The 26,935-nt window shown below is 41.3% G+C and carries 22 protein-coding genes; 9 read left to right on the forward strand and 13 right to left on the reverse strand.

The window, feature by feature from the left end:
- Nucleotides 1–284 precede the first annotated feature (284 nt).
- From KHS79_RS00745 to ampE, 3 genes are all read left to right on the forward strand, one after another.
- Nucleotides 285–2,684 carry a DUF1631 domain-containing protein gene (locus KHS79_RS00745; protein ID WP_212715822.1) on the forward strand — a complete coding sequence of 800 codons (2,400 nt, stop codon included), beginning with the start codon at nt 285–287 and terminating at the stop codon, nt 2,682–2,684.
- A 90-nt stretch (nt 2,685–2,774) separates the two neighbouring features.
- Complete coding sequence (ampD, locus tag KHS79_RS00750; protein ID WP_325167621.1) at nt 2,775–3,335, forward strand: 1,6-anhydro-N-acetylmuramyl-L-alanine amidase AmpD; 561 nt, start codon at nt 2,775–2,777, stop codon at nt 3,333–3,335.
- 16 nt (nt 3,336–3,351) lie between these two features.
- Complete coding sequence (ampE, locus tag KHS79_RS00755; RefSeq protein WP_212715826.1) at nt 3,352–4,278, forward strand: regulatory signaling modulator protein AmpE; 927 nt, start codon at nt 3,352–3,354, stop codon at nt 4,276–4,278.
- A gap of 276 nt (nt 4,279–4,554) precedes the next feature.
- Here ampE and KHS79_RS00760 read toward each other — a convergent pair whose 3' ends face one another.
- From KHS79_RS00760 to KHS79_RS00770, 3 genes are all read right to left on the reverse strand, one after another.
- Nucleotides 4,555–6,552: a HAMP domain-containing sensor histidine kinase gene (locus KHS79_RS00760; protein WP_212715828.1), complete on the reverse strand. Its 1,998-nt coding sequence runs from the start codon at nt 6,550–6,552 to the stop codon at nt 4,555–4,557.
- A gap of 380 nt (nt 6,553–6,932) precedes the next feature.
- The gene (locus tag KHS79_RS00765; RefSeq protein WP_212715830.1) at nt 6,933–7,913 is read right to left on the reverse strand and encodes a 2-dehydropantoate 2-reductase; all 981 of its coding nucleotides are present in this window, start codon (nt 7,911–7,913) and stop codon (nt 6,933–6,935) included.
- Nucleotides 7,914–7,923: 10 nt separating this feature from the next.
- Complete coding sequence (locus KHS79_RS00770; RefSeq protein WP_051310588.1) at nt 7,924–8,904, reverse strand: GGDEF domain-containing response regulator; 981 nt, start codon at nt 8,902–8,904, stop codon at nt 7,924–7,926.
- 372 nt (nt 8,905–9,276) lie between these two features.
- Between KHS79_RS00770 and KHS79_RS00775 the strand changes: the two genes are divergently transcribed.
- A complete protein-coding gene (locus KHS79_RS00775) occupies nt 9,277–9,759 on the forward strand; it encodes a YajQ family cyclic di-GMP-binding protein (RefSeq protein WP_212715832.1) in 483 nt (160 codons plus the stop codon).
- 62 nt (nt 9,760–9,821) lie between these two features.
- On the opposite strand, the gene KHS79_RS00780 is transcribed toward KHS79_RS00775, so the two are convergent.
- Nucleotides 9,822–11,135 (reverse strand): AmpG family muropeptide MFS transporter, encoded by a 1,314-nt coding sequence (locus KHS79_RS00780; RefSeq protein ID WP_212715834.1) that lies wholly within the window; start codon nt 11,133–11,135, stop codon nt 9,822–9,824.
- Between the two features lie 103 nt (nt 11,136–11,238).
- Nucleotides 11,239–11,559, reverse strand: a complete 321-nt coding sequence (locus tag KHS79_RS00785) for an MGMT family protein (protein WP_027706396.1) — start codon at nt 11,557–11,559, stop codon at nt 11,239–11,241.
- A 153-nt stretch (nt 11,560–11,712) separates the two neighbouring features.
- Here KHS79_RS00785 and KHS79_RS00790 point away from each other — a divergent pair, with 153 nt between their 5' ends.
- Nucleotides 11,713–12,729 carry a DUF481 domain-containing protein gene (locus tag KHS79_RS00790; RefSeq protein WP_038289356.1) on the forward strand — a complete coding sequence of 339 codons (1,017 nt, stop codon included), beginning with the start codon at nt 11,713–11,715 and terminating at the stop codon, nt 12,727–12,729.
- Between the two features lie 114 nt (nt 12,730–12,843).
- Here the strand turns inward: KHS79_RS00790 and KHS79_RS00795 are convergent, their stop codons facing one another.
- Entirely contained in the window at nt 12,844–13,605 is a 762-nt protein-coding gene (locus KHS79_RS00795) for an SDR family oxidoreductase (RefSeq protein WP_212715836.1), read from the reverse strand.
- 352 nt (nt 13,606–13,957) lie between these two features.
- Between KHS79_RS00795 and KHS79_RS00800 the strand changes: the two genes are divergently transcribed.
- The 3 genes from KHS79_RS00800 to groL all read left to right on the forward strand — a co-directional run bounded on the left by KHS79_RS00800 (nt 13,958) and on the right by groL (nt 16,676).
- Nucleotides 13,958–14,425, forward strand: coding sequence for an FxsA family protein (locus KHS79_RS00800; protein WP_212715837.1), 468 nt, complete (start codon nt 13,958–13,960; stop codon nt 14,423–14,425).
- Nucleotides 14,426–14,663: 238 nt separating this feature from the next.
- A complete protein-coding gene (locus tag KHS79_RS00805; protein ID WP_027706392.1) occupies nt 14,664–14,957 on the forward strand; it encodes a co-chaperone GroES in 294 nt (97 codons plus the stop codon).
- Between the two features lie 81 nt (nt 14,958–15,038).
- Complete coding sequence (gene groL, locus KHS79_RS00810) at nt 15,039–16,676, forward strand: chaperonin GroEL (RefSeq protein WP_027706391.1); 1,638 nt, start codon at nt 15,039–15,041, stop codon at nt 16,674–16,676.
- 77 nt (nt 16,677–16,753) lie between these two features.
- Here groL and KHS79_RS00815 read toward each other — a convergent pair whose 3' ends face one another.
- From KHS79_RS00815 to KHS79_RS00840, 6 genes are all read right to left on the reverse strand, one after another.
- Nucleotides 16,754–18,382: a methyl-accepting chemotaxis protein gene (locus KHS79_RS00815; RefSeq protein WP_212715839.1), complete on the reverse strand. Its 1,629-nt coding sequence runs from the start codon at nt 18,380–18,382 to the stop codon at nt 16,754–16,756.
- Between the two features lie 236 nt (nt 18,383–18,618).
- Nucleotides 18,619–19,389, reverse strand: coding sequence for a substrate-binding periplasmic protein (locus KHS79_RS00820; protein ID WP_212715841.1), 771 nt, complete (start codon nt 19,387–19,389; stop codon nt 18,619–18,621).
- Nucleotides 19,390–19,781: 392 nt separating this feature from the next.
- Complete coding sequence (locus tag KHS79_RS00825; protein WP_212715843.1) at nt 19,782–20,915, reverse strand: DUF1513 domain-containing protein; 1,134 nt, start codon at nt 20,913–20,915, stop codon at nt 19,782–19,784.
- Nucleotides 20,916–20,917: 2 nt separating this feature from the next.
- The gene (locus tag KHS79_RS00830; RefSeq protein ID WP_094788357.1) at nt 20,918–21,964 is read right to left on the reverse strand and encodes an imelysin family protein; all 1,047 of its coding nucleotides are present in this window, start codon (nt 21,962–21,964) and stop codon (nt 20,918–20,920) included.
- A gap of 89 nt (nt 21,965–22,053) precedes the next feature.
- Nucleotides 22,054–23,445 carry a di-heme oxidoreductase family protein gene (locus KHS79_RS00835; RefSeq protein ID WP_094788356.1) on the reverse strand — a complete coding sequence of 464 codons (1,392 nt, stop codon included), beginning with the start codon at nt 23,443–23,445 and terminating at the stop codon, nt 22,054–22,056.
- A 91-nt stretch (nt 23,446–23,536) separates the two neighbouring features.
- Nucleotides 23,537–24,811, reverse strand: a complete 1,275-nt coding sequence (locus KHS79_RS00840; protein ID WP_212715845.1) for an imelysin family protein — start codon at nt 24,809–24,811, stop codon at nt 23,537–23,539.
- 258 nt (nt 24,812–25,069) lie between these two features.
- Between KHS79_RS00840 and KHS79_RS00845 the strand changes: the two genes are divergently transcribed.
- Nucleotides 25,070–25,675 carry a hypothetical protein gene (locus KHS79_RS00845; RefSeq protein WP_212715847.1) on the forward strand — a complete coding sequence of 202 codons (606 nt, stop codon included), beginning with the start codon at nt 25,070–25,072 and terminating at the stop codon, nt 25,673–25,675.
- A 64-nt stretch (nt 25,676–25,739) separates the two neighbouring features.
- On the opposite strand, the gene KHS79_RS00850 is transcribed toward KHS79_RS00845, so the two are convergent.
- Complete coding sequence (locus KHS79_RS00850) at nt 25,740–26,894, reverse strand: type IV pilus assembly protein FimV (protein ID WP_212715858.1); 1,155 nt, start codon at nt 26,892–26,894, stop codon at nt 25,740–25,742.
- Nucleotides 26,895–26,935: the final 41 nt, after the last annotated feature.

Below are 26,935 nucleotides of genomic sequence, written 5' to 3' on the forward strand. Positions count from 1 at the left end.
TAAAAATGGCACAAAACCTACAAAAATGTGACTGATTCACCAATATTTTCTTTTTGTGATCTTTTTGCGACAATATTAACGCTATAATTGACTAGGCAGTTTACTTTTTTCTCCTATTAGTCCGGGAAATGATTCTATCAGGAGGGTTAGAGCCTGCTTTGTTAGGAACGTGATACTTCAGGGAATGTGGCGCTAATAACTTATACTTGCTTATGTAGTGAAACAAATCAGTAAGTAACGCATCACTTCAAAGTAGTGCTTGGTTTAGTACGGAGATGCAGAATATGAACCATGAGTCTAAAGTTGTACCGATAAGTAAGATTTCTAATCAGGGTGGTTCAACTGCATTGAATGCAAGACTTTCACCGCTTCTAAATCAGCTTTCTGAAAGCTTTAACAATCACTTACGTAGTGCACTAGGCAACTTGTTTGAAAATGTTGATGATGTATTGTTTGAGCGGGCTGATCGTGCTGGCAGTAACGCAGAGCAAAACGCATTTTTTGAAGCTATGCGTGAGGTTCGTTTAAAGCGTACTTCTATTATTTCAACCTTTCATGAAGAGTATAAGCGTAACTTCACTCAACTTGTTAAAGCTAAGGACCAGTCTGCAACCCTCGCTTATGATAGCTTTAGTGCTGATGCACTTTCTTTGGTACAAAATGATGATTTAGAAGAAGCTGTTGCGGTTGAAACAATGGTTTCTAAAGTGCTAAATCATGATGTCAGCATGAATTTGATGCACTTATCTCTCCGTATTGACAGTCTAGTTCCTCAGCAAACTATAAATGACAAAAATAATCCACTTGGTCCGCACTCTCTCTGTACTGCTTTTGTTCACGCCTGTAAATCCATTGATGCTGAAATCAAAATTAAGCTTGTCATATTCAAGCTGTTTGAAAAATATGTGCTTGGTGAGCTGGATAAGTATTACAGTGATGCTAATAACCTATTGAAAACAGCAGGTGTAATGCCTCACCTGACATCAGCTCAGGCAGCGCGTAGACCCAGTCAGCGACCAACATTGTCGTCATCCAGAAAGACGCAAACCTCTGCAAGTGACCAGGCTGGAGGTGACACAGGCTTTTCAGCTGCTGGCGGGGACGGGGCTACAGAGTATCATCTGGCTCAAGAGTTTTTTAATGAATTGCGTGGGTTATTGGGGCATTTTCGCCCACAGGTTCAACCAGCAATAGCATCTGATCAACCTGTGATCGATCATGGGCAACTCATGTCGGCACTTTCTCAGCTACAGCATCAGCCAATTTTTCAAGTGGGACGTCTGGCTGATATGCAGAACACGGATTTAGCTGTACAGGTGCGAGGTGTCGTTCAGCAACAAGTGCATAAATCCCTTGGTGAGGTTGATGAGGATGTAATCAACCTGGTATCACTGGTTTTTGAGTATATTCTTGATGATCGAAACTTGCCTGAAAACTTTAAGGCGCTCATTGGCCGCTTACAAATTCCAATACTGAAAGTTGCTATCATTGACAAGGCGGTATTTTGCAAAGCCGCTCACCCTGCCCGCAAACTGTTGAATGAGATGGCTGCTGCGGCACTCGGTTGTGATGAGCGTGATGATCAAGCTCAGCAAGCACTTTACAAAAAAACGGATGAAATTGTTCAACGGATACTTAATGATTTCACTGATAATGTTGAGCTTTTCAAAGAACTATTAGATGACTTTACCCAGTTTCTTGAAAAAGAGCGGCATCGCGCAGGTATTCTTGAGCAGCGCACAAAAGATGCTGAAGAAGGTAAAGCAAGATCTGAGGTGGCTAGAGATACTGTTGATAAAACAATACAGGAGCGGTTAGTTAAAGGACAAGTGCCTGAAGTTGTCACAAACTTGCTGACAGATGCATGGAGTAATGTCATGTTTCTGGCTTACCTTAAAGAGGGAGAGGAGTCAAAGGCCTGGCAGGATGCAGTAAAAACGATGGACCAGTTATTATGGAGTATTACACCGCATCAGCGTGTAGAAGAACGTAAAGAATTATTGAGACTTGTCCCTCCTTTAATGAAAAAGATCAAGGAAGGTTTGACCAGTATTGCGTATGATCCTTTCAATATGAAAGAGCTTTTTGTGCAAATCAGAAATTTGCAAATCAAAAGCCTGAGGACTCCTCGACCAACGCAAGAAACTGAAGTAAGCCCAGTAGCCACTGACCAACCACAAATTAAACAACAAGTGGTGTCAGAAGTTCCTCCACAGTTACCTGTTGCGCCTGAGTCCACAAGGCAAAAAGCTGAACAAGCTCAAGATAATAATGAAAAGGGGCAAGCAATGACGTCAGCAGAAAGTGGGCAGCCGCTTGAGCAAATGCAAACAGCCAATATGGCCGCTATGGGGGTTAAGGCAGAAGGTAATAAGTTACAAGACAAACAAAAGCCCTTAGTCAGTGATGCCAGTTTAGCGAAGCTAGAAAGATTGAAAGTGGGTAGTTGGGTAGAGTTTGGTCAATCAACTGAAAATCGTTATCGAGCTAAGCTAGCGGCCTATATTAAGCCTAATGGTAAGTATATTTTTGTTAACCGTACGGGTGTTAAGGTAGCTGAAAAAACCCATTTAGATTTAGCACTAGATATTGAAAATGGCAATATTACGCTGCTAGATGACGACCTCCTATTTGATCGAGCGCTTCAGTCAGTTATTGGTAACCTGCGTAAAATGAAAGCCTAACATCATTTATGTAGGGTATATTTGAGAGAATCTTATTTTTGCTTATGATAGCCTAACACATGATGTCTAATCATGTGTGGTGGCTTTGTTGTGTTTGAAACAATTGAAAATGGGCTCATTGAGGGGGCAACGTTTTGTCCAAGCCCGAACTGTAACAGTCGTCCTGCCTCAGTCACTATTGACTTACTTGTTATACATAATATTTCGTTACCACCAGGCCAATACTGTAATGGCTTTATACGTCAATTCTTCACTAATCAGCTTAATCCCAATGATCATCCTTATTTTTTAGAAATCTCGAACCTGAAAGTATCGGCTCACTTATTGATTGGTCGGAAAGGTGATGTAGTTCAGTTTGTTCGTTTTGATCAAAGAGCATGGCACGCAGGGGAGTCTGCATTCTTAGAACAACAAAACTGTAATGATTTTTCGATAGGTATTGAACTTGAGGGTACTGATCACCAGCCTTATGAAAGTGTTCAATATCAGCGATTAGCTAAAATAACACAAACATTAATAAAGTATTACCCTGGTATTACAATGGAGCGAATTGTGGGGCACAGTGATATTGCTCCAGCACGAAAAACGGACCCAGGACCTGCGTTTGACTGGAAATATTTTAAGCGGCTGCTGACAAAAAACGGACAATAAAACCAGCGAGGCGACAATGCTTTTTTTGGAAATATTTATTGCCTTTGGGTGCTGTCAATTAAAGCGATGGCGAGAATCAATTCATCATGACAGCTGGTATTTCCAGTGGTTAAGTTTTTTGATGCGCTTGTTTAAGGTAAAGCTGGTACCTGATGTACGACTTTGGTGTCTTGCCTGGAGCATTCCATTACTAGGATTAGCGGCTTTAACCTGGTTGCTTGAAGGTTTTTTATGGAATGCGCCTTTAGTTTTATTAAATGTTCTAGTTTTACTTTATAGTTTTGGTCGGCATGGGTTTGTAAAACGTCTTGATCGCGTGTTAGCGATTATGCGCACAGCAAACCCTGAAACACTTTTTATTCGAACGGAACAAATATTCCCAGAGTTTGCTCAACAGCAAGTCACAGGTATAGAAAATCAATACATTCTTTTAAGGCGTCAATTGTTTTATGATGCCCTACAGCAATTAATTACAGTCGTATTTTGGTTTGTATTATTAGGGCCATGGGCTGCATTGCTATATAGACTGAATGCGCTTTATATTGACTATATGGAAAAGCATAGTCCTGCATTGGTTCGTGCTTCAATAGCCTGGGACTGTCTTTATTTACTCGAGTGGTTGCCAGCCAGGTTGTTAGCAGCTTCATTTACCCTTTCAGGTAACTTTGCAGGTGCTTACCATGAGTTAAGACATATTTGGGCAAACTGGACAGAGAAGCCAGGAGAGTTTGTTGCCCGCTGTGGACTCCAAGCACTATCACTGCCACTGAACTTGGAAGAGTTTGTAAAGCTAAATCATTGGCGAGAGCAACAGCAGCTTGCAGTTGAAGAGCTTATGGCTATCCGAGATCTGCTGATGAGGACACTTGTAGTATGGGCTGCAGGCTTGGCAGTTTTGGTGATAGGTTGGCATTTTAGCCTAGGGCCTGTTAACACTATTTGAATCACCACTGCCGTAGACTATTTTTTCGCTTAGCAAGGCACAAGGAATGCCGTGTAGTCATTCTACATAAATGACTTGTAACACTGCTAGGTGGAAAAATAATCACGGCCCGAAGGGTGATGACGGTAAAAGCACTACTCGTTGTTGCTCATTATTTATTTAGAACAACTAAACTTCACACTTCGCGCCTAGATTAGTGCTTCTACCGTCATAACAGTGATATTCAAATAGTGTTAACAGGCCCTAGCATCATGAGAGATTTATACTCCTTGTGAATTATGCTGCAATAGATGCTGCTAAGGGCAAACTAATGGTGAACCGTGTGCCTTCTGTAGGGGTTGATCTGACTTGCATCTTGCCTTTGTGATTATTGGTAATGATAAAATAAGAAACCGATAATCCCAAACCTGTTCCTGATCCTACTTCTTTTGTTGTAAAAAAAGGTTCAAAAATTCGGGTTCTGACATCAGCTGTCATACCAACACCATTATCCTCGACAATAATAAGTGCTTGCTGCTCTTTGCGCTCGGTTTTTATATTTATTAACCCTTCTGTTAGAGGGCTTGAACGCTGGTGTATAGCATAGGCAGCATTTTTGATGAGATTTAATAAAACCTGTTCAATTTCATTGCTAATACAAGGTACTTTATCCAGCTGAGGGTCAAAATAGGTTCTGATTTTTATAGTATTAAGCTCAATGCTTTGTTTGATGGCTAAGTCACTATGGGCAATTTCAAGTGTGCGTGTAATAAGTGTATTTAGTTGAGTGGGTTGTAGGACACGGTTGCTTCTTCGGCTGAACTGCAACATGTTATTGACTATTTTAGATGCTCTTTGTCCAGCATCTTGTATATTGTTTAAAAAGCGAGATATACCCCTTTCTTCTAAATACTGGTTCAATGACTGAATATCAATATGCAGTCTTGCGGCCAGCTCTTGGTTCTTGATTAAACTGGGTGATAAGCGTCGTTGAATATTTTGCGCATTATGAACTATCCCTCCTAATGGATTGTTAATTTCGTGAGCCATTCCAGCAGCCAAGCCACCAACGGATATCATTTTTTCATTTTGTACTATGGCTTCTTCAATAAAAAGACGTTGGGTAATGTCGTCTAACCGAATAACAGCGCCTTTTTTAGATGAGTTATTGGCTGAGGCTGAGTAGGTCAGGGGATAAACAACAATATCGAAATAATGCACTTCCTGGCTGGGATGTTTGATAGCAACTTTTTCTATTGTTTGGGCTTGATTAAGTGCTAAAGCCTTACTAATGGTATCCTGATGTTTTTTTAAGCAGGTAATCACTTCGTAGACAGACTTACCACAGGCGTCACTTTCAGTTATACCAAAGAGTGTGCTGGCTTGTTTGTTCCATTGCTGAATATGCTGGGATTGCTCAATGGCGATGAGTGCGGAGGGCATAGAGTCAATGATATCGCTTAAGTATTTTTTTAAATCCGTTAGCTTTTGTTCTATATGAGTGCGTACTTGAACTTCTAAAGCCAGCTTTTTATTCGTTCTTTGAGTTTCCAGGGCAAGAGTTTGTGCTTGTTGGCTGGCTTTTTCTGCTTGATCTTTGGCATTGATCAATTGTTGATCTCGAGCTTGTACTTTATTAAGCATTTTATTAAATGATGTTGCCAAGATACCAATTTCATCATTGTTAAACTTGGTCGCACGCACGTTGTAGTTGTCATAGTCTGAAATGGTGTGTGCTTGCTCAATCAGGTGGAGGATGGGATGGATAATGATATGCTTCACTCGACGTATAGCTAAGATACAGATCAAGCCAGCCGTAGCAATAATAGCTAAAATTGCAATATGGATAGCAAGGACTAATACGTTGGATAAAGAAGGTTTGGCGGCAAGCACTAATGTGACGGTTTGTTTTTTTTGAGGAAGGTAAACCGCTAACTGACTTTGTTCAGTACTGAGTTCTGGCTGGCTCTCTGTATTCTGATAAGAAAGTAGCGATGTTTTATTTGCATCAAGAATGTTAAGTGACTGCAGTGAGGTAAGAGAACTAAGGTTGGCAAGAAAGGGCTTACTTGTCTCAGGGGATTCTAATAGATAGGTAATTAATACAGGGTTACCAAATAATGCTTCAATTTGGTGTAAGGGCTGGGTGATATTGTACTCTTTAGAAATTAAATAGGTTGTGATGGTTAATGCACCACAGGCAATAAGTACCAATGACACTGTCACTGAAATTAACAGCGTGAGCAGCTTGCCGCTGATAGAGTCATTTGCTAAGTACCGGCGAAAACTGGCCATGGTTATAGAAAATACCTAGAAAAATAGACTGATTATTCTCACAGAAAAGGCACAGTTAACTGTATATACCCTTCACGAATCATTTTTAGGGTTTGTTGTCAGCGCTCTTGACCACCAAGGATGGTGGGAATGCAGTTTATGCAGGAGCATTTAACTGCCACCCTAGTCACTTATTAATATAACCGCCCAGCAGCGCTGTTATATCAATTAAAGTGGCTACCGCAAGTTTCACAGTAAACTTGCCCAGGGGCTTCATCGCTTGACGGCCGCCCCTAAAAACCCTTCGTTTGGGATATAGAATAGCAGTTCAGTGATGCAATACCTTTTGCGAAGGACTCTTTTAGAGCTGACTATAGTTATTAACTAGTTGAGTTCAAGCTTTAAAATATACCTTTTTCAGCCAACTGCGCCATTAATGTGGTGTGTGTAGGTAATGATAACCCAAGCCGCTTTGCTTCTGATAGGATAAAACCATTGATGTACATCAGCTCTGTTGAGCGCTGGTGGCTAACATCCATATAGGTTGAAGAGTAATTCTCAGCAGTTTGCTCTAGAACATGACAAACATGTTGAAACAGGGGCTTTGTGTAGGCAATTCGCTTGTAATCTAAAAACTGTGCCGTCTCTTGGCAAAGCGTTTTAACCCACTTTAAGTGTTTAGGATGAGTAAGTAACTCACCATTCTTACATTCAAATAAAACAGTTAGACCGTTGACACATGCATTGACTGCCAGCTTTCGCCATAGAAGAGGAAGAATATCATCAATAAATATTACTTGCTGACCCTGCGTTATTAGTTGTTGTTGAAAAATAGCTGAATATCGAGGGTTAGTCTCAGTGCTTATATGCCAAGGTCCAATACAGGTTTGACCTAATCCAGCATGAACCACATGCAGGAAGTCCGTCGTATAGGCGCCTTGTGTTGTAGATCCACACCAGAGTGTATACTCTGGGAATTGTTTTTTAACGGCTTGTTGGCTGCCCATACCATTTTGTAACAGTAGTATATGGGCATGGGAATGGAGTGTGTGCTGAATAGTTTCTAAGGCTGCTACTGTATCCTGTGCTTTTGTGGTGACGATAAGTTTGAGAATAGGCGAAGTGTAATTTTGTATATTGGCAAGTTTACATTTACGTGTGTTGGGGGAAGCAAAAGGCGTTTGCTGATAAGCGAGCTGAGTTGTAATTAAGGATTTAGTGGAGCCGCTTGTGTAGTGACGATAGCGTTCAGGTTTAACCAGGATAATACTGTTTGGGGATAAATCATAAGCCCACAAACACCCCATTGCACCACCACCTAAAATAAACCAAGGCGCTGCCTGGAAGTGCTCAGCACAGTGGGCAGTATTCATTTTGATCATTGCGTATCCGTTAGGACTTGTTGGCAATTAGCTCAGGTTTCCAGTGGGTAACCGTGATCATACCAGTTTCAAATGACTTTGCTAATTGACTGCGGGCAATAACCAAAATTTGCTCATGAGTGGGTAATTTTTGTTTATTATCGGCTATACAAATACTGATGCCTACTTTAATCGATAAGTAGCCTACAGACGTTTTGAATGCTTTTAGGTTTAACCCAGCATGAAGTCGTCTAAAGCCTTTCACATTGAATGCTTCAAGATCATCATGTGTGGTGATGACCGCAAACTGCTCTTCTCCAGTACGCGATAAAATGTCCATTGGCCGGATAAGCTGATGTAATCGTCGTGCCATACCACGAATAATTTCTTGATAAATGGCAAGGCCATATTTACTTTGAATCTCTTTGCCATTTTGTAACGCAACCACGAGTAAGCAACAGGCTGCTTCACGAGACTCTACATGGCGTAACGCATCGCTTAATCGTTGCAGGCAATAACGTAAATTACCAAGACCTGTTAGCGGGTCAACCAGGTTGCGCTTTTCAAGCACATTCATATTATCAGTAAGTAGTCTGTTTTCTTCTAATAAACGGTTTTGCATAGAAGAAATACGATCAGCGGCGTAAATTCTTGGGAGTAGTTGGTCATTCATTACAGACTTGTTGATAAAGTCATCAACGCCGCGATCAAATGCCTCTTTTAATGCGTTGACACCTTCTTTTGCAGTAAGCAGCATGACATACGTAAAGTGATGTGAGTTACTGTCAAGTATGCGCACTTGATCTGTAAGCTCAAGTCCGTCCATTTCAGGCATCAACCAGTCAGCAATCAAAATATTAGCAGCACGCTTTTCAAGTTGATTGAGGGCTTCGTTAGCACTACTGGCAAAACGAATATCTTTAAAACCAGCAGCTGTTAAAGCGCGTCCTATCATAATGCTACTGAACTTTGCATCATCAACCACAAGGATAGGGGTATTCAGGTTCGCCATAATATACTTCTTATGTACCGCTTTATTGTTGTTTACTTTAGAAAATGCTTGAGTATTCGTTTTACAATAGCTTAAGAAGCAGCATAAACTGCTGAAATTCGACAGAAAAGCTGATTATTAAGATATAATAACAGGCCGTGATATCTGTCAAATTATTGTATTGGCTCTAAGTTTAGCTAATTTACCATTAGTTGGTGGAGCTATTTTTGCTTTTATTTTGTAAGTGCTGTGTAAAAGTCAAGTTACTGTTATATATGCGTTATTTATGGGCTTGCATCCACTTATGGAATAGCACATGTTATTAGAACGATAGTTGCTGAATGGCCAAGTGTGTAAACCTTTCTTATTTTTTAGTGAATGGAGAAATAGTTAATGCCTTCGTTTGATATTGTATCTGAGGTAGATTTGCATGAACTTAATAATGCAGTAGATCAGGCTAATCGAGAGCTGGATAAACGGTATGACTTCAGAGGCGTAGAAGCATCCTTTAAATTGCAGGATGAAACAGTATCTCTGACTGCAGATGCGGACTTTCAATTACAGCAGATGATTGATTTACTGCAAACCAGAATGGTTAAACGTGGCATCGATATAAAATGTCTTGAGGTGAAAGACCATTATGGTTCAGGCAAGCAGGTGAAGCAGGATATCTCGGTAAAGCAAGGCCTTGATAAAGATATTAGTAAGAAAATTGTTAAGTTAGTTAAAGATGCAAAGCTGAAAGTTCAAGCATCTATTCAAGGTGATAAAGTAAGAGTGACAGGGAAAAAACGGGATGACCTGCAAGAAGCTATTAGCCTTTTGAAAGAAGCTGAATTGGATCTACCACTACAGTACAATAACTTTAGGGACTAAGCGCTCAGTTTGTGGCTTAGTATAAGGGACACACCTTAGTTGTCCCTTCGTGTTAACAGGCCCTAGGTTGACTGTGAAATATTAGCTGACTTTGCGGTTAATGAGTCTTCATCTTTTGGTGGTATTGGGTACTTTGGGATTGAGCGCGTGGCTCCATTCCACGGTGCAATATAAAAGAGAAGTAGCATGCCTGGAATAGCCAACAGGGTACAGAACATAAAAAAGTGAGTCCAACCCAGCCACTCCGCAAAAAAACCACTAAATGTGTTGAGGGTGGTACGCGGCAAAGCGGCTAATGCCGTAAATAGAGCAAATTGAGTTGCAGCATGTGCTTTGCTGGTTGTTTTGGCAATAAAGGCAACAGATGCAGCAGTACCCAGCCCAACTCCCAGATATTCAAAGCTGATAATGAGGGCAAGTAGCCATAAGCTTTTTTCTGCTTCGGCTAGCCAGGCAAAGCCCAAAATAGAGACAATTTGTACAAGACCAAAAAGCCAAAGTGATCGATTGATGCCAATACGGATCATAATTAATCCGCCCAGCAAACCACCAATAATCATTGGCCAAAGGCCAGCATGCTTAGCGATCAGCCCGATTTCCGTTAGGCTGTAGCCCTTATCTAAATAAAAAGCGGTGGATAATGCTGTCGCTAAGTTATCGCCAAGTTTATAAAGCACCATAAAACTTAAAACAGCTAATGCATAGCGAAGTCCATGGCGGGTAAAAAACTCATGGAATGGCTCAATAACGGCAGATTGAAATGTAGGGCGAGGTGGTAGTTGGTGCTTGGGTTCAGCAATGCTCAGGGTGAGGCCAATACCAATAAGCAGAAATAATGCAATGATTAAAAAGACGGTTGACCAGGGCATAGTATCCGCAAGGATCAATGCCAAAGAGCCAGGAATTAAACCTGAGAGGCGGTAGGTATTGATATGTAATGAGTTACCCAGGCCAAGCTCTTCGTCAGGTAGTATTTCCCGTCTATAGGCATCAATCACGATATCCTGACTGGCACTAAAGAAGGCAATCGCCGTGGAAATAATCGCGACCCACATTAAGTCTGTTGGATCAATAAATGCGTAACCACAAACACACAACAATAACGCCAGTTGGGAAACTAACATCCAGCCTCGACGTAAACCCAGCCAGGGTAGCTTGATGGCATCCATGATCGGAGACCAGACAAATTTCCAGGCATAAGGAATTTGTACCAGTGTTAACAAGCCGATTTCTTTAAGGCCAATACCTTCAGTGCGAAGCCATGCAGGCAGCATGGAAATTAATATATATAGGGGCAGGCCAGACACTAAACCCGTAAACAGGCATATCAGCATGCGACGGTTAAGAATCGCTTGGAAAAAAGGCGTCATTTTCATTGATTAACCAAAACAACTTATGCATTGTATTAATAATAATTTTAATACTATTAATACTCTTGAAAATTCTTATTAACACAATTTAAAAAATATACAGCATTTGCTAAGCGCACCCCTCAGTTTGCCATTGATAGCTAGCAAGTGAAACCTTATCTGAAATAAAGTTAATGCCTTCCGCTAATAATAATTGTTTCTGTTTGTTATATTGTGGACTGTTTTGGGGAAATGAAATTCTCCCTTTGCTATTAATAACCCGGTGCCAAGGCAGTCCGGAATGAGGGGGAAGTTGACTAAGTACACTACCCACCATGCGGGAATGATTTTTTAGCCCAGCCATTCGGGCGACTTGGCCGTAGGTAGCCACTTTGCCCGTAGGAATCATACTGACCACCTGCCATATGCGCTCGTGTTTAGATACTTCCATACATTGCTCTAATCGACATTTATACACATTCACCTTGAACATCATAGATGATTCTTAACTCAGACTCTATGACCGACAAGGGTGACACCCAAAAGTGTCGCTGTAGTAATCAGTAGTAATCCTTAATATCAGTGTAATAGTGTTAGTAAACGAATGCAGTTTTTAATTAAAAGCACTCTGGTGTCGTGTTTGCTGAGTATGTCTTGCTTTGTCTTTGCAGACAGTCTTGAACTCAGTAATGGCGACCAAATTTCAGGTACAATAAAGTATCTTGATCAAGAAGTTTTAGTGATTAAAACCCCTTATGCAACTATTCAGTTGAATTGGTCCAAAGTAAAAAAAATTGAAACTAAAAAGCCTGTAACACTCCTTACGCACAGTGGTGAAACTATTCATGGCAAATTGCTGGCAGATGGAAAAAACCACAAATTACAGCAAGGAAATGGGCAGGTTATTGAGTTTGCTGAGCTGCGGGGGATTGATCAAATGTACCCCCAAGAAAAAAAATCCAAACCCTTTAAATTTTCAGGAAAGGCGTTGGCATTTGCTGAGTTAAAGGAGGGGAATACGGAATCAAAAGAGCTGAAGCTGGATCTTAATTTAAACCTGGTTCACGGTATGAACCGGCACCGTCTAGAGCTTGAATCAGAGCGTGCAGAGAAAAATGAGCGTTTAACAGAAGACAAGTTAGAAGCGAACTACAATTACGACCGTTTTCTGGATGAGCACTGGTTCGCTAATACCTATTTGTCGTATGAAGAAGATGGTTTGAAAAACCTTAATGAACGTACAACATTAGGCTTTGGTTTAGGTTACCAGTTTTTCAATACGCCACTGCATCGTTTTTCAGTTGAAGGTGGCTTGGCACGTGTCTGGTCTCGCTATCGTGATGCTGGTGATAGCCATGTAGATGTATTTCGCTGGGCAACAGACTATGAAAAAGCCACGGTATTCCTTGATAAGCTGTCTTTTTTCCACAAGCATGAGTTACTTATTCCTCGCACAGAAGGGAATAAGCTACTGTTTGAGAGTGAAACAGGCTTAGAGTACAAGTTGCCCTATAATATATCTGCTGTCGTGCAATATGAATTAGACTACGATAACGAACCTGATGAAGGAAAACACAAGCGGGATTCAGCTGTTTCTGTTGGCTTAGGTTATTCCTGGTAATACCTCCTACCGACACCTGACTTTATTAGAGGTACAGCATGTCGGCAGGAGTAGTTTTCTTTCCTAATGTCTTATTTGATGGCTAACTAATCAATAGCATAAGCGCCATGAAGGTTATAGCCGCATGGCTCCGTCCACTTCAATAACGCGTCCAGAGAAATAATCGTTGGTGAAAATAAATTCAGCTGCTTGCGCTATTTGATCAGGAGTACCCATTTGTTGTAAGGGGATTGCTTTGGTCATACGCTCCAAAGCTTCTGGTTTCATGCTCGCAGTCATATCCGTGGCGATAAAGCCTGGAGCTATTGCGCCACAACGGATGTTGTATCGAGCAAGCTCTTTGGCCCAGGTGGTGGTTAGTGCGATAACGCCTGCTTTGGTGGCAGCATAGTTGGTTTGGCCGATATTACCTGAGCGGGCAATACTGGAAATGTTGATGATGACGCCGGCTGTTTGATGCTCAATCATGTGAGCAGCAACTTCTCGCCCACATAAAAATACACCTGTTAGATTGACATCAATCACCGACTGCCACTGCTCTAAGCTGAGCTTTTTGACAATTTCACCGTTTTTAACCTTTACCAACATGCCATCACGCAGAATCCCTGCATTATTGATAAGGCCGTCAATCGTGCCATGTTGGTGTGCAATGGTATTTACAGTTTCTATAACTTCTGTCTCGCTGGCGACATTAGCCGTGTGCATTGTCACCTTAACGCCCCTGCTTTCACATTCATCTGCAGCTTGAGACAGCAAATCTGCATTTAAATCAACTAAAGCTAAGTTTGCACCTTGTGACGCTAAGTGTAATGCCATAGCTTTTCCTAAGCCTTGGGCGCCACCAGTGATCATAATGGAGCGGTTTTTTAGTTCCATCGTATTTACTCCCTTAATTTGTTTATTCTTATGGGGTTATCCTTCGTTATAGATAAATTTACTCCGTAAACAGGCTGTCATACTACGCATGTTTTATGATGCCATCTACCTTTGTTGACAAGTGAAGAGAGAAGAGTACCGTGAAACCTCTTAATCTTCCTTGCATCGTTGCCCTAGCCCAAAGCTGCTCAGCAAGCAATCACAACAATAGTGGGCCAACATTGCGATAATTTAAGCTTTACCCCTTGAATTTGGGCAAAGCGTCGTCATTTAACAAAACAGCACCCTATGCATTATGCCAATGCCATGGTTAATTGCTGTACACGTTAACAGTTAGTAAGTGAGAGGGGTCATGCGCGTTTTATTGCTTTTATTCATTGTGGTACCGGTTGTTGAAATGCTGGTACTCATTAAAGTGGGCTCCTGGATAGGGGCATTTCCAACTGTTGGATTAGTGTTATTAACCGCGGTTATTGGCCTTAATCTTTTACGTCAACAAGGTTTTAGCACACTGATGCGTGCTCGCTCTAAGCTACAAACGGGTGAGTTACCTGCTCAGGAAATGCTTGAAGGCATTGTGCTGGCTGTCGGAGGCGCCTTGTTATTAACGCCTGGCTTTGTGACTGATGCATTTGGTTTTTGCTGTCTGTTGCCAGTTACCCGACGGGCAATGATTGCTGCAGTGCTCAGGTCGGGTAAATTTATGGCTTATACCTCTACCTCCCAGAGCTATTACCAGCAAACAGGGGAGCGTCCTTTAAATGGGGATGTGATTGATGGTGAATTCCGTCGAGAAGGTTCAAATGAGGAAAAAAAATAAATTTTTTGGTGGGACCCATTGAAATTATTTTTTGTGATCCCCATTAATGGACACACGAATTTTAGAACTCAAGTAAAGCTTATGAATTAAGCACTTTCCAAAAGGCTTTAAGCTTGCTTTGAGTGAGTAACAGGCGCCCTGGCAAAGGGATGGTGAATAGCTACTCCAATAGCTGTTCACGCTTGGACAACCTTGTTGAGCGTAACTCAGCGAATAGGTAAAAACTGGAGAGATATTAATGAAAATCCGTCCGTTACACGAAAGAGTTGTTGTTCGTCGTCAAGAAGAAGAAAAGACAACTGCTGGCGGTATCGTGCTGCCTGGTAGTGCAGCTGAAAAGCCAAACCAAGGTGAGATTGTCGCTGTTGGTTCCGGCCGAGTACTGGATAACGGCGAAGTACGTCCTTTGAGCGTAAAAGTAGGCGATAAAGTAGTTTTTGGAAAATACGCTGATAGCAACACCATTAAAGTAGATGGCGAAGAACTCATCATCATGAGTGAAAGCGACATCTATGGTGTATTGGAAGGCTAAGCACAGTACTACACCATTCGCAGTTTTATTACACGCTTATATTACGGTTAATTGCACTTAACGTTCTAAGGAATACTAGATATGGCAAAAGAAGTTTTGTTTAGCGATAGCGCCCGCTCACAAATGATCAAGGGCGTAAACGTTTTGGCTGATGCAGTTAAAGCAACACTGGGTCCTAAAGGTCGTAACGTTGTTTTAGAGAAGTCATTTGGCGCGCCAACCATCACTAAAGATGGTGTTTCTGTAGCAAAAGAAATCGAACTGAAAGACAAGTTCGAAAACATGGGCGCACAAATGGTTAAAGAAGTTGCGTCTCAAGCAAATGACAAAGCAGGTGACGGTACAACTACTGCAACTGTATTGGCTCAGTCAATTGTTATCGAAGGCTTGAAGTCTGTTGCGGCGGGCATGAACCCAATGGACCTGAAGCGCGGTATTGATAAAGCTGTTTTGGAAGTGGTTGATCACCTACAAGACATGGCAATTCCTTGTGAAGATTCCAAGTCTATTGCTCAGGTAGGTACTATTTCTGCAAACGCTGATACTCACGTTGGTGAAATCATTGCTAAAGCAATGGAAAAAGTAGGTAAAGAAGGCGTTATCACTGTAGAAGAAGGTAGCGGTTTCGAGAACGAGTTGGAAGTTGTTGAAGGTATGCAGTTTGACCGTGGCTACTTGTCACCATACTTCATCAACAACCAAGAAAACATGAGTGCTGAGCTTGAAAACCCATACATTTTATTGGTTGACAAGAAAATCGCTAACATCCGTGAGCTGTTGCCAGTACTTGAAGCTGTTGCTAAATCAAGCAAACCTTTGCTGATTATTGCTGAAGACGTTGAAGGTGAAGCACTTGCTACGCTAGTTGTTAACAACATGCGCGGTATCGTTAAAGTGTGTGCCGTTAAAGCTCCTGGCTTCGGTGATCGTCGTAAAGCGATGTTACAAGACATTGCTATCCTGACTGGCGGTACTGTAATTTCTGAAGAAGTAGGCCTTTCTTTGGAAAAAGCTACACTGGACGAGCTGGGCCAAGCTAAGCGCATCCAAATCACTAAAGAAGATACAACTGTAGTAGATGGTGCTGGTTCTGCGGCTGACATCAAAGCACGTGTTGAGCAAATCCGTGCAGAAATCGAGCAGTCTACTTCAGACTACGACAAAGAAAAACTGCAAGAGCGTGTTGCTAAACTGGCTGGCGGTGTTGCTGTCATCAAAGTAGGTGCTGGCTCTGAAGTTGAAATGAAAGAGAAAAAAGCACGTGTTGAAGACGCTCTGCATGCAACTCGCGCTGCAGTAGAAGAAGGCGTGGTACCTGGTGGTGGTGTTGCTCTGATCCGTGCTCTGCAAAAAGTAACTGTTCAAGGTGACAACGAAGACCAAAATGCAGGTGTATCTTTGGCTCTGCGTGCACTTGAAGCGCCTCTGCGTCAGATCGCTGCTAACGCAGGTGATGAAGCATCAGTTGTTGTTGAAAACATCAAGAAAGGTGAAGGTAACTACGGTTACAACGCTGCAACTGGTGAATACGGCGACATGATCGAAATGGGTATCCTTGACCCAGCTAAAGTAACGCGTTCTGCGCTGCAAGCTGCTGCATCTGTTGCTGGTCTGATGATCACTACAGAAGCAATGATTGCTGAAATCCCAGAAGACAAGCCAGCTGCTCCAGATATGGGCGGTATGGGCGGAATGGGTGGCATGGGCGGCATGATGTAATTGCCTGCTTTATAAGCACCTATAAAAACCCCCGCTCTGCGGGGGTTTTTGGTATTAAGGTATGGTTGATGTATTTTCTATTTTGCTAATTGCACAACAAGCTCTTCTAATTGTTTGGCAAGGTCTTCTAAATTATGGCTATTTTCTGCAGTTTTATCAGCGTTTTTGCTGTTAGTTGATGCTATATCCGTAATTTCATGTAGGTTTTGGCTAATATCTTCAGCGACAGAGGTTTGTTCTTCTGCTGCAGTCGCAATTTGTTGGTTCATATCGCGAATTTCTTCTACTGCGTGGGTGATGGTTTGTAATGACTCACCTGCTTTAGTCACTTTTTCAACACCTTCTGCTGTTTGATTTCGACCGCGTTCTATTGCTGCAACGGCATCATGGGCACCATTTTGAACATTAGCAATAATATCTTGTATTTCAGCTGTGGATTGCTGGGTGCGTTGGGCAAGTGTGCGAACTTCATCGGCTACGACCGCAAACCCCCGACCTTGGTCGCCTGCACGTGCTGCTTCAATAGCAGCATTAAGTGCAAGCAGGTTGGTTTGTTCTGCAATACCACGAATCACGTCTAACACTGTTCCAATGCTTTTTGACTCTTCTTCCAAGCGTTGAATAACATCCGAAGTATTACTGACCTCTTTTGACATATCATTGATGGTTTCAATTGTGTTATTCATGATGCCCATTGTACTTTGTGCAGAGTTGTCTGCATTAGTGGCTGCTTCAGCAGCATTTGCCGCATGTTGAGCAACTTCATGGGCGGTTGCGCTCATCTCATTCATTGCAGTAGCGACCTGATCGGTGCGCAAATGTTGTTCATTAATACCGCGAGAAATATCCTGAGAAATATGACTTAATGAACGGGAAGACTGCTTTAAGCTTTGTAAAACAGCCTTTAAACTGTCAGTTGTATTTTTGAGTGAGGCTTGCAGTTTTATAACTGACTTTGAGACTAGGCCAAGTTCATCTTCGCGAGGTTTAAGTTCACTGTTAAACTCAAGGTTGCCGGATTCTAACGCAAAAAGATGATTTGATAAGGCTCGAAGTGGTTTAATTAATAAGGCTTTTAACCAAAGGAAAGCAACACTGAGGCTAATAATTAGCACCACAAGCGTTGTAATAAATAAGCTGTTAGATAATGTTAGGCTACTTGAGGCAAGTAAAGCACTTTTTGATTTTGAGTTATCACTTAATTTATTTTGAAGCCCTTCTAGTAATGCTGAAGGCTCTCTGTCTATACCTCTTACTTGTTTATCAGCGGCTTTATAATCATTATCACCTTGATTAAAAGTATTATAAGCTTGTTGATATTTGCTAAAGAGCTGCTGATGGGTTTGAGCAAAGGAATTTAGATCATTAGCTGTTGATTTTTCGTTAATAAGAGGTATGAGTTCTTTGGCAATACGTTGAATTTCTTGTTGTTGACTTTCAAACTTTACCCAATATTTTTGCCTGTCTCCACTATCATGTCCGCGAAGTAGAACATTTTTCCATTCTTGAACTTGCCTTTTAAATAGCAAGTTCAAATAATCGATTTGTTGGCTATGATAGAAGTCTTCATTAATCAGAGTATTGTACTCTTTTAATGCATTATTGGTTTGCCAAAGGCTGAAAGCACTCAGAGCAAGAAGTATAGCACCTACTAAAAAAGGGATAAAATAAACCTTTGCTAATAGGCTTTTCTTGAGCCACCCCATGAGCTACCTCAATTTATTATATAAAATCGGTATTGTGTGATATTAAAAGTTTAGCAGTGATGTATCGAGTGGGCGAAATAAATCAACTCTGCTGCAGGAGGAGCAAATGAATTCAAGCATTGCATGAGCACAATCTCTGATCATCACAAACTTTTTTATATGCGATTGCTCAGTATTAAAGCGTGACTAGTGTGGTGTGGCAGTTAAAAGCGCCTGTAATAACGGTGTTTAGTTGATTATAATGCTATACCATGCTTTTTCATGATGCTATTAATGCGGCCTTGTTTTCTTAATTGTTTTAGGCCATCTTCAAACTCTTTATACACCTGTTTTGTATTTGGTATGGCTTTAGATATTGCTAAATGTACAGAATCTTCGGTAATTTTTAGGTGCTGAATATACTGTTTTTTGAACGTTGGGTACAGAGTATCTACAAAGTACTTCATAACACGGCTATCAATGGCAATTAAGTCTAACCGTTTATTTATAAGAAGCTTAATGTTCACTTGGTCTGATATACTTTTTATCGTACTTAAATTACCGGCATTATGAAACGCTTCAGAATAAAAGTACCCTAAAACGATCCCAACACGTAAGTCTTCAGCATCTTTAATGTGTTTAATTGAATAGTTAAAAGCTTTATTACTGTATAGGTAAATTTCGCTTCGACAAATCGCTGAGCTGAATAGAAAATAGGGTAATCGTTCTTTAACGCGATATGGACCAAGGTAGCCATGGTATTTGCCGCGCTTGCTTAATGAAAATGCTCGATTCCATGATGTGAATAGGACAAACGCAGTTTTATGTTGCGTGAGGTAAGCTTCTTTGATGATTTCTGTAAGGAATCCTCCATTTGGTAACTTTGTACTGTAATAAGGAGGCCAATTATCCGCGGCAAAAATGTAGTCATAATCAGAAGTATGAAGTTCTAAAGCATTTAGTTGAAAGGATAACAGTAGGATAAGTGTACAAATAATTATTTTTGAAACTTTAATAAGATCAAACACTATATTATCCATGGATTATATGAATTTTTGTTCACTGTATAATACTTCAACTTAGCATTTTATGCAGACTTTGCTTAATGCAGATCAACGGGATAAAGAATGACTCATCTAGGGCCTGTTAACACTATTTGAATATCACTGTTATGACGGTAAAAGCACTAATCTAGGCGCGAAGAGTGAAGTTTAGTTATTCTAAATGAACAATGAGCAACAACGAGTAGTGCTTTTACCGTCATAACCCTTCGGGCCGTGATTATTTTTCCACCTAGCAGTGTTACAAGTCATTTATGTAGAATGACTACACGGCATTCCTTGTGCCTTGCTAGGCGAAAAAATAGTCTACGGCAGTGGTGATTCAAATAGTGTTAACAGGCCCTAGCTTTTCTGAAGCATTAAGCATTGGCTATATTTAAGTGATTATCCCAGGCAATATTATTGTATTTTGTGGTGTGTACTTTTTTGATGTCCGATTTACAGTCAAAAATATGTACTTCTCCTGTCCCCGTTGTTATGGCGCAGAGCTGATCATTTAACGCGATAGCGCCTGCAGCATCTATTAGGGAGATTGTTTTTCGTAGTTGCTTCGTTTTTAAGTCCCAAAACGTAACTTTGTTGGCTCGTGGTGCAGTAATAGCCGCAGTATTGCAACGAGTCATGACACAGACACTGGCAATATATTGATTAAGTTGAAGCCAGCCGATTTCGTCAGTATGCATAGGCTGTAATTCGCTATTACCTTGCTGATAAAGTACTAGAGGCACAATATCACTTTGATCACCCTGATACTGTAAACCCACAATAATTAATCCATCCTCACCTACATCTAAATGTCGAATACTCAACTGTTTGGGATTAAATGTCCATTGCTGTTGTACATCGCCTTTTGCTAAGTCGATTAAACTTAAATTCGGCTCCATAGTGTCAATATTCAGTTTACGTCGATCATAGTCTGGATGGGTTTGTATGCCTCCATTAGCGATAATTAACTGATTGCGTTGTGGATGTAGACGTATTTCATGAGGACCTATACCACCACTGCTGAGCGTATCTACTCGTTTAAAATTATGGGTTTGATATATACCTATTTGGCCGCGGCTGGTTGGCCAGTGCTGTTCAGTGGTAAAGAAATATTCACCATCATGACTAAAGACGCCGTGACCGTAAAAATGGTGACTGGGTAATGCGGTTAGTTGTTGGAGCAACTGATGTTTTTGATAATCAAATATGTATAGCTGTCGGCCAGGACGGCGGTCAACACAAACTGCAATAGGTTGGTTTGGGTGTGGTGTTATGCTATGTGCGCGGTGGGGGAGAGGTAAGGAAAAAAGTTGTGACTGCCACGGTGAAAAAATACAAATATGGTAGTTGCCTTTATTGTCTTTTGCTGCGCTAAGAAGAGGTGGTGTTTTAGTGGTTTTATTGAGTATCTGCTCAGTAGCAGACAATGTGGGTGAGCAAAAGGCGGATAAACCAAAAAGGCTGTTTTGCAAAAAAGTACGGCGATTGATGGGTTGTTTAAATGACACAACTAATCTCCATCATTCGTATTAAAGCCGATCAAAACATCAAGTGCTTGAGGCAAATCCACAGTTACTTGTTTTTTTAAACTACGCAGTTGTTGTGTTGCTGTTTGTAATTGGTTTACTGCAGATTGTTTTTCTTGTTGTTTGATTGTTTGCAGCATCTTAAATAAAGACGTTGGTAACGCTTTGAATTGTGTAATAGTTTGTTGGAAATTAGTACTAAGGGATTTCGCTAAAACCTGCTTGGCTTTAGTATCGTTTAGATAAGGTAGAATAAGCTGTTGATACCAACTGTTAGCAGTCATTAAGCTTTGTTGGACGTTTTCATTTGAGTGCTGGCTACGCCAGGATTCTGCAAAATAAGGGTTTTCTTTTAATACGGCTAAGGACCATTTTTTATAGGTTTTTTCCAGGTAAGAGGCTAATGCATTACTGACCAACGCTAGATAATCATGTTGATTTTTGATGCTTAACGGTTGTTTATTCCACTGTTTTTGTAGATAGCGACTATTTTTAACGAGAACTTTGGTTATGGCCACCAAGAGTTGGCAGCGTTGGTTGTTGTCTGCGACAGCGGGGCTATTTTGATCAAATAGCAAATACTCGGCCGAAGAAAGTCCTTGTAGAATAACACTGGATTGAGCTACTTGCTGTTCAGTAATGGCATCGGAATGTTGTTGTAAAAACTGCTCAACTTTGCGTTTAACTAAATTCTTTTTATCTGGCCAAAACTGAAAACGCCAAGCAATATTCTCATCAACGACTAGCCCAAAGTTAATTATGTCAGCTTTAATCCAGGCCCCCATAACATCTCGCCAGGCCTGCTGGCTAGTGACTAAATGGGCTGGTTGTTGTGTAGCTGGTGATTTACAAAGTTGCTGGCTGGATTGATGTAGTGTTTCTGCGTGAGCTGTTAGGTTGGCATAGGTTGTTTCAATGAGCTTAGTTAAGCTATCGGTGTTAGCTCGTAGTGGTGATGCTATTAAGATGCAGCTTATTAAAAGACACTTAGAGTATATGCGACGATAATGATTGAAGTGTAAGTATTTCATAGTGTCAAACTCATAATCAAATACCACCCCAAAGTGGTATTTGAGTGGATAACTGTAATGTTCTGAGGGCTTGTGAGTTGGGGGGTGCCCTATAGTGAGTTTAGGAAAGCCAGTAATGCCGCTCGTTCTTCTTTATTCATTTTTAATACCTGTTGTTTTGATTGTTCAGCTTCTCCACCATGCCAGAGAACAGCTTCCATTAAGTTTCTGGCGCGCCCGTCATGTAAAAAGTAGGTATGATCATTAACTGCTTTCGTAAGTCCAATACCCCACAGTGGTGGTGTTCGCCACTCTGACCCTGAAGCTTCAAACTCTGGACGTTGGTCTGCGAGTCCTTCACCCATATCGTGTAATAGTAAATCAGTGTAGGGCCAGATGACTTGTTCAGATAAGGCTGGTCGTTCAGGGCGGTGAGCAGTTTTTAACTGGGGAATATGGCAACTATTACAGTCACTGTCATTAAACAGCGCTTGACCTTTTATTACTAATGGATCGTTAGAATTTCTTCGAGCAGGAACTGCTAAATGTTGGGTATAAAACTCAACAAACTTAAGAATTTTTTCGCTAACTTCAGGTGCTCCACCTGATGGTGCTTTGCTACACGCCTTTTGTGGTGCAGTACAATCATCATGAGGAAACATGAGCGATGTAATGCCCAGGTCGCCATTAAAGGCTGCTGCATTTTGTTGCATTAATGAAGGTTGCCCGGCTTTCCAGCCAAAGCGTCCAATTTGTGTTCTTTGTAATTGATGATCCCATACATAATTAGGTCGGCCAGAAATTCCATCCTGATTTTTATCTTCTGGATCGGCATGGGCCAGAATGGTTTTTTCATCAATACTTTCGAGCAAGCCTAAACCAATCATGGGTGGGGCAACTCGTGCTGACATCATGGTTGCTGGGTGGAGCTTGCCATAACCAAGTTCAGTAATGGTGAGCGTAGGCTTGCGTAAGCTGACTTGATACCCATCATCGAAAGATACGATGTGTTCTGTGTAGGTAATATTGATTTTACCTTCGTTGGGAACCGGGGCATTGGCAAAGTCTTGTAGTTGTCCACCATAAGTTGGTTCGGGTATAACGCCTTGCTTTTTTAGTTGAGCTTGTTGCTGTTCTGTAATTGCGGGAATGCTTAGTCGGACTAGCATCGAAACAGCATTATGGTCATTAGGCTCAGGAGGGTGGCCACGCCCATCTTTAATGTGACAGTTTTGACAACCATTTGTATTAAATAAGGGGCCTAAACCATCACGGGCAGTCGTTGATGAGGGCGCTTGTACCCAAGGATTTCGAAAGAAACTATTACCCACACTAAAGTCTAGTTTTTGGGTAATGGGTAAATTAGCAGCGGGTAGCGAATATGCATTATGGGTTGTATCTTTTACTGTTGTCTTGCCACCTGAATATACATCACTGGTCGATGGCGTAGCATTAAGAAAAAAAGATGGTAACAGTAGGGTAAGGGTAATAAGAGGCTTCACGGTGGTTTTACTGCATTAGTGTTATAATAACTAGCCCTTTAACAGGGCTAGGGTATATAAGTAGCTTTTTTAATTAACAATATTTTTTTAATTAAAACGAATGGTCAGCATTATCTGGATTTAAGTTATCAATGCCAATTACTTTTGCGGCTTTTTCAATGCCTTCTGTTTGAGCAACCAGTGACTGAATGGCATTGCGCACAATGGTATGACCTTGTTTATTGTTTGCGGCAATCATTTGGTCAAATGCCATACCATTTTCAGCTTTATCAACAAGCACTTGTAGCGAAGATTGAGTCGCGTTAAATAGCTTTTCAATTTCTTGAGCAGCTTTTGGCTGCTTAGCTTTTACCAGATCAGCCACACTAGGACCTGTTAATTTTGAACCATCAGTGCGTTGGTATCTGCCAAAGAAAATATTGTTAATACCTTGAGCATTAAAGTAGTGGGAGTTATGGGTGTTATCACTGAAACAGTCGTGCTCATCTTCAGGTGAGTTTGCTTCCAGTGCGACTTTCATTCGCTCACCTGCAAGCTCACCTAAAGCCAAGCTGCCCATACCATAAAACATTTTACGTAGGCCTTGTTCAGGTGACTCGTTGAGTAACTCATGTCGATAATTGTCGTTCTTTTTAGGTGCCCATTGGTTGACCATTTCGGTTAAATCACTGATCAGCAGTGTAGATGCTGCTTTAAGATAGGCTACACGACGATCACAATGTTGGTTTGTACACTGTTTGCCTGGCATAAAGTCCGTTGCTTTGCGTTCACCAGCACCTGATTGCGTGCCGTGCAGGTCTTGTCCCCATAGTAAAAACTCGATGGCGTGATAGCCTGTTGCGACATTAGCTTCAGAGCCACCCAGCTCATTGAGTGAAGCTAATAGTTCAGGAGTAATGGTTCTTGCATCAATGGTTTTACTGCCGACTTTGATTTGTGTATTAGCAATGATGTTGGCACTCGCGCCAATGTTGCCAAGCTCGTGTTCGTAGTTTTTATTATCAACATAGTCAATCAGTCCCTCATCAAGGGGCCAGGCGTTGACTTGGCCTTCCCAGTCATCAACGATTTTGTTACCAAAACGAAATACTTCTGTTTGCTGATAAGGAATACGTGCTTTAAGCCAAGCTTGTTTGGCTTGTTTAAGCGTGTCTTCATTAGGGTTTTTGGCTAGCTGGTTGATTGTTGTGTGCAGTGCCTGAGCTGTTTGTAACGCATCACTGTAATTTGCATACGCTAAATCAGCATATTGTTTTACAACAGCTTTTAACGATGGTGTTTGATCTTTTTCAGTTTTGGCTTGTACAGATAGTGGCAAGGCCACTACTGACGTAAGTAAACAGGTAAGCACTGTCTGACGTAGCATGCGGGGTACACTCCTTAAGAAGTACATCGTGTTCAGATATAAAGATAATAATAACGATTTACATATTATAATGATAATGCTTATCGTTTAAAAGATGGTCAGTTTGTTATGGTGCTTCTTTATTAAGCTGTTTTGAATAAAGGTGGTATTTGTCGCCTCGTCACACCCATTTGGTGAGTTTTGTCTCAAAATTCATTCTATAGTAAAGATTAATCAGGTAATGTGTGAAGTAGTTTGTATAACTGATTGATTATTCATATGAAGACAGTAATAGCATTTCTCATAAGTAGTTTGATGATATCTGGCTGTGAAATGACGTTGGATACGACAGAAACAGCACAGTTTAGCCAGGATGGAATCTCGTTTCGTTACCCTGCTTCATGGGATGTGGATTATCAGAGTAGTGATGGACAGCATCAGTGGATTTCATTGGAAGGTGTTTTTTCATTAGGTGTTGATATAAACATTGAGTCACGTAACCAGGAGATTCCACGTGCACTTTATAAAGACACCATAAACATCATGGCTTATGCACAGGGTTATTCTGATACGTTCAAGCAGCTTGAAATACCTGGCGCATCAATAGAGTCAAAACGCTTCGAAGTGATAGACGATATTAAAGAGAGTGAACTTGGTAATGTGCAGTGTGTTCGTGAGTTTTACCAGGTGAAAGGCTATACCCGGGAGGCTTTTCTTCGTGATTATTGTGGAATGCAAACACCTTCGCACTCCATATATTTTGTTATGCAACGTAATCAACGGGAAGAGACAAGACTTGAGCCAGGTATAAAGCTGGTGATGGGTAGCTTTGCGATGCGTTCTGATTTGTCTGAAAATACTGCTACCCAAACCGTAAGCTTATAGCCAGTTTCACAATTTTTATTAGCTAGCGCCCTTTACGTGGTTTTCTACAGGGCAAAGATAAAGATTAAGGAACTTGGGTTAATGATTGTTGAGGTACTGTTTCAGGTGCCTCTAATTCTTCCAATCGAGCTTGTAATCTAGCCATTTGCTCATCTTTTAGGACTAATAAGCGTTTTAATGTATTAATTTGTGCCTGTAAATCATTTAACCGCGATTTTAGTTCATCATTTTCGCGCTTGGCTTTGTCTAATTGTTCTTGAGTAACCGTCAGCGTTGAGTTGTAAACTACCTCTGATGTATGAGTCTGTGATGCTGAGTTACCTCTGGCGGTTGGATCTACACGGGTAACGATAGTAAGCCGGTCAGCGCTATTTGGACTGTTGGCAGTGATTGGCGAGGCTTGATGTGTTGCATCTAAAGGAGGGGCCGTCAATGTGTTCGGATCATTTGTCTGAGCCGCTAATAATTCCGATGACTCTTGTGGGGTAATGACGGCGATTTGCGCTGTGCTGGGCACACGCAATACTTTGCCACGTTTTAGTAAATTAATGTTGTCATTGATAAATGCATGAGGGTTGAGAGCCTGCAAGGCAATCATCATTTGTTGAATACTGATTGACTTATTTGGACGAACATCTCTTGCGATTTCCCACAAGGTGTCGTTTGCTTTAATCGTGTAGGTTTCTGTTTGTGTAGATGACGGCTGATGATGTTGAGAGGCTGCACTGTTAGTCTGGGACTCTGATGAACTGCCTGCTATCTGATACTGTGTAGCATCAAGGTCAAGGGTCGGTGGTGTAGACGTTGGTGCTGGCGGGTCAAGCAGCAAAGTATACTGGCGTAGTAGACGTCCTGTTGGCCATTCTGTTTCAATCACAAAGTTGAGAAAAGGCTCGCGTATCGGTTGAGTACTGGAAACTTCAATATATGCCTTGCCATTAGGGTGAGTAACTGTCTTAAACCGCAAGTGTTGTAAGATAGTTACTGGCTCAACACCTGCCTGGTAGAAAGCCGACTGACTTGCTAGACGTGCATGGATAGTATGAGCTGGTGTTGCACGGTCGTTAGGTAGAAGCACTTCAATATGGGACTTTAAAGGTTCATTCATAACGGAAAAGAGGCTTGCATCCCCCAACTGTAAAGCATGTAGCGGTATGGTGAATACAGCTGTAATTGAGGATAAAATTCCTGAAAGTAGAACGGCTTTTTTGTTTGTCATGGTATTTTCTAGCAAGCTGTAAAATATCTGGTAGTCTGCTT

Source organism: Zooshikella ganghwensis, from assembly GCF_018263875.1.
GTDB lineage: Bacteria > Pseudomonadota > Gammaproteobacteria > Pseudomonadales > Zooshikellaceae > Zooshikella > Zooshikella ganghwensis.